Source organism: Legionella sp., from assembly GCF_965140895.1.
Taxonomy (GTDB): domain Bacteria; phylum Pseudomonadota; class Gammaproteobacteria; order Legionellales; family Legionellaceae; genus Legionella.
Window position 1 is genome coordinate 15835 of record NZ_CBCSKT010000010.1, and the last position, 11349, is coordinate 27183.

Consider the following 11349-nt stretch of genomic DNA (forward strand, 5'->3'; position numbering starts at 1 on the left):
CATTAAGTTAAGGATTATATTTATATGTTGTAGGTTGGGCCAGGGCCAAACCTACAAACCATTGCAAATTTTCCTTAGCTTAATGGCAATGGATTATTTACCCCATAACAACAGAAGAGATTATGACTGTCAGAACTCGATTTGCACCAAGTCCAACCGGATTTTTACATGTGGGTGGTGTGCGCACCGCTTTATTTTCATGGCTTTATGCAAAGCGTCATAAAGGCGAATTTATTTTAAGAATTGAAGACACCGATAGAGAGCGCTCTACACAAGAGTCCGTGCAAGCTATTTTAGATGGCATGACTTGGTTAGGATTAGATTGGAATGAAGGGCCTTTTTATCAAACCGATCGTTATGAACGATATAATCAAGTAGCACAGCAATTTCTGGATGAAGGCAAGGCCTATCGTTGCGAATGCAGTAAAGAACGTCTGGAAGCATTGCGTGAGGCTCAATTGCTTGCCAAGGAGAAGCCACGATACGATGGTCATTGCCGTAATAAAAATTTACCGCAGACAGATAAGCTTTTTGTGATTCGCTTTAAAAATCCAGAAGAGGGTACGGTTTCCTTCACCGATGAGGTTTATGGCGAAATTCACGTAGACAATAAAGAGTTGGATGATTTAATTCTGGTACGTTCTGATGGGCATCCTACCTACAACTTTGCGGTAGTTATTGATGATTTGGATATGAACATTACCCATGTGATTCGCGGTGATGATCATGTGAATAACACACCAAGACAAATTAATTTATTTCGCGCGTTAAAAGCTCCTGTGCCGGTGTTCGCTCATTTACCTATGATTTTAGGTGATGATGGCAAACGTTTATCTAAACGTCATGGTGCAGTAAGCGTGTTGCAATTTAAAGAGCTGGGTGTTTTATCCCATGCTTTATTAAACTATTTAGTTCGCCTTGGCTGGTCTCATGGTGATCAGGAAATTTTTAGCCTGGATGAAATGATTTCCTGTTTTGATCTTAAAAACGTGAGCAGGGGTGTTTCTAGTTTTAATTATGATAAGTTGTATTGGTTAAACCAACATTATCAAAAAAATGATGATCCTCAAGAGGTGGCTAAAGCATTGAGTTGGCATTTTGAACAAGCCGGTGTGGATTTATCTAAAGGACCCGATTTAAAGGAATTGGTCGCGATTCAAGCCGAGCGCTGCAAAAACTTAGTTGAAATGGCTGAAATCAGTATGTATTTCTTTACTGATTCAATTGAATATGATGAAGATGCTGTGAAAAAGCATTTACGCCCAGTAGTTTTAGAACCATTAATAGCACTATATGAGCGTTTTAAAGCGGTTACTGATTGGCAAAAAGATGCGTTGCAGGAATGCATTAATGATACCTGTGCTCAGTTTGATATTAATATGGGGAAAATAGCTCAGCCTTTACGGGTTGCGGTCACAGGCTCAAGTATGTCACCTTCTATTGATATGACTCTGGTTTTATTAGGTAAGGAAAGAGTACTGAGTCGTTTGGAAGGGGCTTTAGAACAATTAAAGATTCGTGCGGCTTCATCCAATTAATTCACAAGCATTCACATGAATGTAACGGCCGTCATTGCGTTCGCAATGACGGCCGTTTTTTATCTAATTCAAAATTAACACATACATTAACTCAATGAACGAATGAATGTTGAAAATTAAATCATGTGCATTGGGAATGAGCTTAACCGCGTTTTTCCTTTCGTCTGGTACATATGCCGAATCAAACTCAGCGCCTAAAGTCATGGATTCATTACAAAAGGCAGTATTTTAGGATTTAGAACGATGTATTTTTGGTAACCGTGTAATAATGTAACCACTGTAATTGCATTAAACAGTAAGGGGGGCGAAGGAAACCCTGATTCTAAATCAGGTGATGAGATTCTCAGCGTTAATCTTAAATTATATGAATTGATTATAAAGTCCCATCCCGAATTAAAATGTATTCCTTAATGTGGTAACGCGTAGTCTGCATTACGCTGTGCAAAGGTTGGTCCTGACCTGACCTGATGCCTCAGACTTGGGATAGTTAATTATTCCTTAATCTAAACTATGGTAAGATTTTCAGACATATTTTTTTCCGTGAATCATTATGCCTAATGACCTCATTCCTATTAAGATAAATAAAAAGACAGACCGATTTTTTATTGCCATAGCTAAAAGTGATGTGCATTCATTTATTTTTTTTGGTGTTTATAATCAGTTTACGGTAGCAAATTTATTAAGCAGGGTAGGGAAGGGTTTTTTATTTAATGAAAAAAATGAATCTTGCTTAGAAGCGTCAACGCTAGCGTTCCGACTTTGCACCAACGGCGTTAGTTCACAATTAATGAATGAACAAATTTTTAGACGCAGTCAGGCAAAAAATACAATCAATTATCAGGCTTATGATATTGGCTATGAACAATATTTAGAATATCTAGAAATTTTAAGTAGATTAAGTACGGAGGGTAATGTTTTTGAATGTTTTCAACCCCACAAAGAGTCTGATGAGCAAATTATACTTAAGTTTGATATGGTTCCACCTCAGACTAGTTCGAATTTGAAAGTAGATAAAATAAAACAAGGCCTATTTTATTTGAACATCAGAAATACCTGTCGTCATAGTGCAATTGCGCTGGTGGAAGCGGTACAGAATGAGCCAGTTTCTGCTTCAGTCTCCACATATTTCTTTCGCGATTTGCCCTATAAAACCGTATTTGAATATGGCCAGCCAATAAATTCAGTACCTTTTTATGTACTTCCAGTACCGCCCTCAACCTATGTTGGATTGGGTAAAAAGAAAGAACGAATTCTTAAGAAACTCTATGAGCGTATGGAGCATCTGCCTCTAATTGACTCTAATGCTCAAATGACCATGGATAAATTTAGCCGGCTTAAAGAGTTATATAATGACATTGCTGGACCGCCAAAGGGCTTAAGTCTTGAAAAGTTGCTCACCAATATACAGACATGGAAGAGTAAAAATCTTGAGATATTAGACTCATTAAGAGAAAAGTATATTTGGGATTTCTTTTTTAAGAGGACATCAGCTACTATGTTGTTGGTTAATGAAATTGAATCGGAGTTAAAAAATTCTATGGTTGCTCACGGAACTTGATGAGGAACATAACTTAAATCAAAGGAGTGAAGATGAAATTCTATTATTGTAAATCGGCTTGTTCTTTGGCAGTGCGAATTATTTTAAATGAATTAGATTATAGTTACCAGGATCTGGAAGTTGATTTAAGAACCAAAAAAACAAAAAATGATGAGGATTTTTGGGCGATTAATCCTAAAGGCTCAGTACCTGTGATTATGCTTGATAATGGTCAAGTAATCACTGAAAACCAAGTTATTTTGCAATACTTGGCTGATACGGCTAAAGATCAAAAAGTTTTAGCGCCTGTAGGGGATTTGCAGCGCTATCATACTTTAGAGTGGCTAAATTATGTGGCAACAGAACTGCACAAATCGATTGGTATGTTTTTTAATCCAGCTTTGACTGAAGAAATGAAAAAAAGCATTTGCATGCCAATGATTCAGGCCAAGTTAAAATTTGTGAACGAGCATTTAGGCAAAAATACCTATTTAATGGGAGAGCAGTTTACCCTTCCAGACGCTTATTTATTTGTTATTTTAAGATGGGCTTATTATTTTAAAATGGATCTATCTGCGGTCCCGCACATCGAAAAATTTATGCAGCATTTAAAAACTCGCCCATCAATAGTAAAAGCACTACAACAAGAACAATTGTAATAGTTCTCTGCCTACTTCCCGCGGCTTGTCCGTGGGACCAAGGTAAGGCGTGTGCCTTGCGATTTTAACCCTGTTTTCCATTGTCAATAATTATCTCAATATAAGAGAAAACTGCTGCTTAAGTCTTTACCGAAGTAATTTTTTTGTGCAATAATGATTTTTTTTGAACACCTCGGGGATTCAATATATGCTGAATGAAAATGCATTTACAGCTGAGCTGGATTTGAAGTTTTTTAAACATGCTGGTTTTGAATCATTAACAGGGCTTTCTTTATTAGAACAGGCTCCTATTATCGCACGTAATGTATTGCGTGTATTGATGATGGGATGGACCGATTCCTGGAGAGAACTATTAACTCCAGTAGTTTTTCATGCCGTTTTTATTGAACGTAACTCTTCGTTTTTAAAAGAAATGCGCCGTGCTTTCCAAGCGGGTTTTTTAGAGTTATTTAATCAATTAGACGGCCAACAATTTGATGAAAACCAATCAGAGCAAATACAGCTTTATTTAAGCAATTGTTTGGCATTGTTACCTTATAGTGATTTAACTCCTTATGAGTCGATAAGTATTCCTCAATACGTTGCTGGTAAATGGAGCCTTGTGGAGTATGTTATAAAATCAATTGAATTAACCACTGGAAAAGAGTATGACCCTGACCGGGTTTTTGCCTATGGTCTTGAGCCGTTAATCAATCGGCATGCAGTGCCTCATTTGATCTTTATGGGTACTACCTATCCTGCGGGACAAGGGTTTTTAACCCAGATTAATGCCGATGCTCGAGGCTTTGAATCAGTTGGTACTTCTTTATATCAAACAGGTAGGGAACGTATTCATGAGTGGTTGGCGTTGCAGCATAATCCTATTCATGTTTGTGGAACAAGTCTTGGAGGGTCGTTAAGTTTATTGTTAGCTATTGATAGCGGCGATTATAAGTTAGCGCGCGTTGATGCCTTAAATCCTGCTGGATTGCACGAGGCAGAGCTTACAAATAACATGGATCATTGGGACACTTTGTTTCCTAAGCCTCAAGTTGTAGTACAGAAACAGGGAAATGATCCGGTTTCTTATTTTGGTTTTTGGAAAGATGATTGGCAAATAGTAGAGGTGATGCCTCCAAAAAACAAACAAGGCCCAAACGCAGTTACTGATCATGCATTAAATTATGCAGGTATCAAGGGAACTCGATTTACCTACATTAGTGCAAATGAAGATAATGCCAAACGAAGCTCACGAAATTTTTGGATTTTTTCCGTTGCTCGTAGTGTCTTTTATTATAGCATCATGGTTCCTTATACCTACGTAATTCGCCCGGCAGGATATTTTTTAGCGAGAAATTGGCCTTTTTTATTTCTGGCACCAATTGTTTCCTTAGCTTCATATGCTACGTTTCTTGGTGGTGTATTGGCTGTGGGATTGGGGATTGCTGCAACTGGGCTCGCTTTGCTGGGAGCTGCTATTTTTGAGCGCATTTTTAAAAGTACTCCACAACCACATTACGCAAAAATGCATGATCCTTCTCTTCCTAGAAATGAAGAGTTGGACATTTATAATCAAGACAATGCCCTTGATATAAAGCTTACTTATCGTGATGTAAATACTTATTATAAAATGATGCGTATGGCTAAGGGTAAAGAGTTTTTACCTGAGCATGATCGCCCTTCAAAATACGTTAGCACGATGACCAAACGAGAATTACTTGAGGCTAGTGAGAATCCTCTAAATGCTGATGTTAATGTGACTTTGTGTTTACCAAAAGCCAAAATAATACAAATGAATCATGCGCTTAGTCTATTTGGTAAAGTCAGTGGTGAGGACGCTCGTCTTGCTGAGGCATTGAATGCCAGCCATAAAGAGTATGTGAGTGGAAAAAAGAGAGTTATAGTCTATGACAAATTAAATTAGGTGGCGTATTCTGTTGATTGTTCTTAGCGGGAACAAAAATCAACAAAGGAGATACGCCATGAAGGATTGTAGTCTAAAGCTTGCATCGGCACCAGCGAAAGAAAACGGTGTAGCAGACCCATTAACAGAGGTGTTGAGGCAAGGAGCCAACGAGTTAATCAGGAAGGCAGTAGAAGCGGAGTTATCGGAGATGCTTTCAGTGTATTCTGATGTGCGTTTACTCGATGGGCGCCCTGCGGTGGTTAGGAATGGTTATCTGCCTTCTCGTCAGATACAAACAGGGATAGGAGAGGTAGAAGTTCAAGTACCTAAGGTAAGAGATCGTAGTGGCTCAGGGATTCATTTTAGCAGCCTCCCTATTTGAGACGAACCAAAAGCATAGAGGAACTTATTCCTTTGATTATAGAAAAATCGTTTATTTCGTTTCAAACAATAAGAAAAATGCAAAGGATTCCCAAAAATTCGGCGTTAAATTTAGATGGTTTAAAGATAGAGTTACCAGCTTCTGCGGTAAAGTTATTATTTTCAATATTGAGTGAAATGGCAGAAGGAAACTCATTAACTCTAATACCATCTCATGCTCATTTAACTACACAGGAAGCTGCTGATATGTTAAATGTTTCTAGGCCCTATTTTGTAAAATTATTAGAAGAAGGGAAAATTCCTTTTGAGAAGGTGGGTACTCGTCGTCGAGTTTTGGCGAGTGATGTTCAGTTATTTATGAGCAAATCATTAGATGAGCGTGAGAAAGCTCTTCAGGATTTATTGGATCAAGCACAATCATTAAATATGGGATATTAGTGAATGGGACATTTTACAGTTTTATATGATGCTAATGTCCTATATCCTGCCCCACTTCGTGACGTTTTAATGCAATTAAGCAACAACAGGACTATATCGAGCGAAATGGACTAATCGAATTCATGAGGAATGGATTAGAAATGTTTTGAAAAATAGACCAGATCTCTCAAGAGATTCCTTGGAAAAAACAAAAAACTTAATGAATACTGTAGTTTTAGATTGCCTTGTAGAAAATTATGAAGATATTGAGGTGGGATTAAAACTTCCTGATTTAGATGATAGACATATTTTAGCTGCTGCTATTGTTTCCGGCTGTGATGCAATTGTTACCTTTAATATTAAGGATTTTCCCGAAAAAGAGCTAAATAAATATTCTATTGAGTCTCAGCATCTAGACGATTTCTTAATGCACCTAACCGATTTAGATAGCAAAATATTTTGTTCCGCAATAAAAAAAATCCGGATGCGTCTTAAAAATCCCTCAAAAAATATAACTGAGTATTTAGAAATTTTATCTAATCAAGGATTGTCAAAAACAGTCGATATTTAAAAGTCAGCCCTGCGATGGTATAAATGGGTTTTTATAAGTAGGTTATAGCTATGATTAGCTTTATGGATATGAATCCGCTTCATTGATTCAGTTTGAGACAATGAATGATGATTTGCTTAATTCAATATTAAATTGTTTAGAGGGTGTTTGGGATGAATTAAGCAGGCGTCGCAGTTTAAATAAAATACTTGATTATTGTTGGGTCGATTTCTTTAAGTTACCACTTTATGAGTTCAAACGAGTCTGGATGACCGAATTACCGTGGTTAAGCCGCAGTAATTCCAATTGTATTATTTATCAGGTATCGTGTTACATCAGAGCTTAATGCTGGGCCATGGGCTGCACCTATGTATTTTTCAATGAAATACAATTCTGCTGCACTGCTTCCCCCACAAAATCAATAAAATGCCGTACAGCGGGCACCAAACCACGTTTAGACGGATAAATGAGGTAGAAACTCGCAGTAGACAAAGACCATTTCGGAAGAATACGTATTAAGCTTCCATCCTGAATTTCCTGATTACAGTATTCTCTTGGCAGTAAGGTTATACCCAAACTGGCCAAAACGGCATGTTTTAAGATCGTCCATTCATTACTTTCAAGGCGGGGAGTCAATGGAATACTGACTTTTTGCCCATTGGTATGTGTCAGTTGCAATTGATTGACGCCATCCATTTTCGTTTTACCTAGCCAGGAAAATTGCGTCAATTCAGTGGGAAACTTTAATGGAGCATATCCTTGCAAATAATTGGGGGTTGCGACTAGGCAGTGAGTGCTTTCTCCTAATTTTCGAACAATTAAATTGGAATCTTCCAACTCATTGACCTGAAATCTCAAGGCCATATCAAAGCCTTCTTCAATTAAATCTACTTTACGATCACTGGCGTAGAGGTTGACACGTACTTCTGGATAACGTCGCATAAACTCAATAATAATCGTATTGAAGTGTGACTGAGCAACCAAAGTAGGGCAGGTTACATGAATACGCCCTTTAGGTTTGGATTGAGCTTGGATTGCTACTTCTTGAGCAAAACTGGCTTGATTCACCATGGCCTTACTGTACTCATAAACCAATTGACCTATATCCGTTAAGCTGAGTTTACGCGTCGAGCGATTAAGTAAGCGTACACCTAAATAATTTTCTAATTCCGAAATACGTCGACTTAATTTGGATTTCGTCATTTCTAAGCCAATACTTGCTTGAGTAAAACTGCCTTCATCAACTACACAGCAGAAGAAATATAAGTCATTTAAATCAGGCAAAAGAGTTAATGAGCGCATCGCGGAGCCTTTAAAGCGTTAATTATTGTTAATTATAGGACAATGTTTCATGAAATAGCTATCTTATCATTTATTGTTTTAATTATATGCTTAATGCAGAGCCAAATAATTAATTCGGAGATAAAAATGAACTTACTCGCTCTTGATAGTAGTATTTTGGAGAATAATTCTATTTCTCGTCAACTCATGAGACAGTTTCTTGATTATTGGCAACAAGAAAACCCACAGGCAGAAATAGTCTATCGTGATTTAAATACCCAGCCTATTAATCATTTATCCAGTGGATTATTAGGTGCCAAACAAAAAGATCCTGCGGATTTGTCCCTATCCTTAAAAGAGGATTTGGAGCTTTCAGAACAGCTGGTTAATGAGTTTATTAACGCAGATGAGCTTGTTATTGCAGCACCTATGTATAATTTTACTCTACCTTCCCAATTAAAGGCATGGATTGACCGTGTTTTAGTCGCTGGACGCACGTTTAAGTATACAGAACAAGGTGTTGTAGGCCTGGCAGGAGAGAAAAAGGTTACTATTATTTCTACTCGTGGTAATCATTATTCAAGTGACGAGGTAATGAAAGCCAGGGACTTTCAGGAAGATTATTTAAGGGTTATTTTTGACTTTATTGGGATTAAGGACCTTACGATTATTCGGGCTGAAGGTTTGCATATTAATGAGTCGATTAGAGTTAAATCGATAAATGTGGCGGAGCAAGAGATTAAAGATCGTTTTCACGTGGTGCATGAGCAGGTAAACTAATAGTAGCAATGCTGGGCTGTTAAGCCCAGCATTGCTACTATCACGATGCCTTATGCGGCTTCCACTCATAAACCTTTTGCTCATCAATCACATCGGTAGTTTCCAGGAAGCCAGTGCGATTTTTCAAAGGTTCTATCGCTGTTGCTGCAATATTAATGCAGTTAGGTTTAGCATATTTCTGCATATGGCCAGCAATATCAATAACTCGGTCACTTACATGCTCAAGAGGTGTATCCTCATCGACATACACAAAACCAGCATTAATGCCGCAACGAATCGAAAAGTCGCGCTTTATTTTCTTTTCATTTTGATTAAAGCTTTTTAAGCGTTCAAGCAGACATACGGCGGCACCGACAGCACCATCAACGGTACGAAAACAACTCATAATACCATCGGGAGTTTTGGCAAATTTAACTACACCATGTTCATTAAGGCATGAGTCCACAAAAGTGTTATAACGATCAAAATCATAGGCGGCAAGATGTTTGTCTTCATTTCGTTTCATACCTGTGGAGTCAACCACATCAATGGCTAGAAAAGCTAATTGTTGACCCATATTGTCGAGTTTGTGTTTGAGCTCTGCAAATTCCTTAAGAAGCTGCTTTCTATCACTAGGCTTCGTAGTGCTTAACGCTTCAAATTTACTGTCGATTTCAGACATTTTTTCTTTGGATACAACCTGGTTCATGTGATTGCGCCATTCATAATAGGCGTTCTTCTCTTTCTGTTGACGCATGATGCTCAAGCATTTTTTTCTGAATGAAGCACAGAAATTGGCGAACAGCAGTAAGAGTGCGGCTAATATTAAAAGACTAAAATTAATACCATGAAATTTATAAGGAATGATTCGTTGTATTTGGGCCTGAAGTGGCTGACTTATTTGGTGTACCCAACTGGTTATTTTCATTAATGTAGTGTATTGACCAGGATTATCGATAAAGTGGGAGCCAAAACTGACGACTAACAACAGGACGAAAAATAGAAGGACCAATCTTACTACGTTCACTATATATGCCAATGAAGCTAACAACATCTTTATCATTTTTTGACCTATAGTAGATACTTGTTTACTTGGGGATTCATCTCCGCATTGGTTTAATCATAGGCAATAATTGAGATATATGCGAACAAATTTTTTTTGATAGCAAATTAAGGAAGTTTGCAATGACATGTAGGTTGGGGGCATGCCTAACATGGAGTTCTGTTGTGGCCCTTGTAGGTTGGGCCACATAGAATACTAAAAACGATAGGCTAAGCGAGCAGAAATGGAATAAAGGAATGGATAATAGGCATCAGCTGGGCTTAGTTGAGACTCTCCAAAACCCGCAGTGTAGTTTGCTACTACCTCACCCATTATACGGTCTGTAAAATTATAATTGACCCCGACACCAAAAGTAGGAGAGGCCCGCCAGTCATCAATAATCAAATCTTCACGATAGAGGGCAGCGACTCCAGCACTAGAAAATACTCTAAACTCAGTGCGAGGTATTTGCAGCATAATTTTACCCAGGACACTGATGCTGTCTGTTTTAGTAGTTAAACGCAATTTTCCATCATGCTCATAACTGAATAAGCTATAAGAGGTGAAATATACGGTTGAATTAGGATAACGCATGTAATTTGCTTCAACGGCAAAATAAGGGGTAAATTCATACCCAAGCAATGCTCCCCAAGTTGTCCCTCCTTCTTGAACATCTACAGGTGTGGACATTAGCAGAGCAGTTTTCTGTTTTTTGTTTGTAGGGATTAATGCATGCCAGGTGGTTGATCCATAACCAGCGATAGCGCCTACGTAAAAAGGATGTTTTACTTGGTTATTTATGTTGGCGTGGCAACCAGTAGGTGAAAAAAACAAAAGCGAAAACAGCGGTAATATTGATTTTTTATTGATCACAATGCAATACTCTTTTACTAAATCAGATCTATATCAAGTGAAAAGTTGGGCCATTGGCCCAACTCATTTCAGCGTAATCAGGAACAAGCTTTGCCAGTCGAACTACAAATTCTTCCGCGAGAATCAGCCCCGCCCAAACGGTAGCAATTCCAGTTATCCATACAATCTTGTACCGAAGTGTATTTTTGATATTCACAAGCTTTTTGCAATGAACCAAACACACTGATTAATCGTGCATAGAGCATTCTCATGTCTTGGCACATTCCTGCGGGTAAACCCGAAGCTTGGCAATAACAGATTGCAGCAGTTTTAAATGAAGGGCAAAAACCGGGATTGTCTGTAGGAACTGCATTGTTGCATGCAAAGGCAGATATACTAACGAAACACATCAGCACAGCAAAAATTTTTCGTACCATTTTTGAGACCT

At 38.1% G+C, this 11349-nt stretch carries 11 protein-coding genes and 1 pseudogene; 8 read left to right on the plus strand and 4 right to left on the minus strand.

Annotated elements, in window-relative coordinates; translation table 11 throughout:
* Nucleotides 1–122 precede the first annotated feature (122 nt).
* The 7 genes and pseudogenes from gltX (at nt 123) to ACQY7T_RS01210 (ending at nt 6988) form a co-directional block, all read left to right on the plus strand.
* On the plus strand, nt 123–1538 hold the full coding sequence (gene gltX / locus ACQY7T_RS01180) for a glutamate--tRNA ligase (protein ID WP_428410905.1): 1416 nt from the start codon (nt 123–125) through the stop codon (nt 1536–1538).
* Nucleotides 1539–2088: 550 nt separating this feature from the next.
* The gene (locus tag ACQY7T_RS01185) at nt 2089–3096 is read left to right on the plus strand and encodes a hypothetical protein (RefSeq protein WP_428410906.1); all 1008 of its coding nucleotides are present in this window, start codon (nt 2089–2091) and stop codon (nt 3094–3096) included.
* Nucleotides 3097–3128: 32 nt separating this feature from the next.
* The gene (gene gstA / locus ACQY7T_RS01190) at nt 3129–3734 is read left to right on the plus strand and encodes a glutathione transferase GstA (protein WP_428410907.1); all 606 of its coding nucleotides are present in this window, start codon (nt 3129–3131) and stop codon (nt 3732–3734) included.
* A gap of 187 nt (nt 3735–3921) precedes the next feature.
* Nucleotides 3922–5637 carry a hypothetical protein gene (locus ACQY7T_RS01195; RefSeq protein ID WP_428410908.1) on the plus strand — a complete coding sequence of 572 codons (1716 nt, stop codon included), beginning with the start codon at nt 3922–3924 and terminating at the stop codon, nt 5635–5637.
* Between the two features lie 58 nt (nt 5638–5695).
* Nucleotides 5696–6048, plus strand: a pseudogene (locus ACQY7T_RS01200) (transposase); the annotation flags it as partial.
* Entirely contained in the window at nt 6034–6438 is a 405-nt protein-coding gene (locus ACQY7T_RS01205) for a helix-turn-helix domain-containing protein (protein ID WP_428410975.1), read from the plus strand. The pseudogene ACQY7T_RS01200 and the gene ACQY7T_RS01205, both read left to right, overlap by 15 nt.
* Before the next feature lie 178 nt (nt 6439–6616).
* A complete protein-coding gene (locus ACQY7T_RS01210; RefSeq protein ID WP_428410909.1) occupies nt 6617–6988 on the plus strand; it encodes a hypothetical protein in 372 nt (123 codons plus the stop codon).
* Nucleotides 6989–7333: 345 nt separating this feature from the next.
* On the opposite strand, the gene ACQY7T_RS01215 is transcribed toward ACQY7T_RS01210, so the two are convergent.
* The gene (locus tag ACQY7T_RS01215) at nt 7334–8269 is read right to left on the minus strand and encodes a LysR substrate-binding domain-containing protein (RefSeq protein ID WP_428410910.1); all 936 of its coding nucleotides are present in this window, start codon (nt 8267–8269) and stop codon (nt 7334–7336) included.
* Nucleotides 8270–8395: 126 nt separating this feature from the next.
* Between ACQY7T_RS01215 and ACQY7T_RS01220 the strand changes: the two genes are divergently transcribed.
* Nucleotides 8396–9028: an FMN-dependent NADH-azoreductase gene (locus tag ACQY7T_RS01220; RefSeq protein ID WP_428410911.1), complete on the plus strand. Its 633-nt coding sequence runs from the start codon at nt 8396–8398 to the stop codon at nt 9026–9028.
* A gap of 40 nt (nt 9029–9068) precedes the next feature.
* Here the strand turns inward: ACQY7T_RS01220 and ACQY7T_RS01225 are convergent, their stop codons facing one another.
* From ACQY7T_RS01225 to ACQY7T_RS01235, 3 genes are all read right to left on the minus strand, one after another.
* Entirely contained in the window at nt 9069–10070 is a 1002-nt protein-coding gene (locus ACQY7T_RS01225) for an adenylate/guanylate cyclase domain-containing protein (RefSeq protein ID WP_428410912.1), read from the minus strand.
* A 195-nt stretch (nt 10071–10265) separates the two neighbouring features.
* Nucleotides 10266–10922 carry an outer membrane beta-barrel protein gene (locus ACQY7T_RS01230; RefSeq protein ID WP_428410913.1) on the minus strand — a complete coding sequence of 219 codons (657 nt, stop codon included), beginning with the start codon at nt 10920–10922 and terminating at the stop codon, nt 10266–10268.
* Nucleotides 10923–10999: 77 nt separating this feature from the next.
* Nucleotides 11000–11338, minus strand: a complete 339-nt coding sequence (locus tag ACQY7T_RS01235; protein WP_428410914.1) for a hypothetical protein — start codon at nt 11336–11338, stop codon at nt 11000–11002.
* Nucleotides 11339–11349 lie beyond the last annotated feature (11 nt).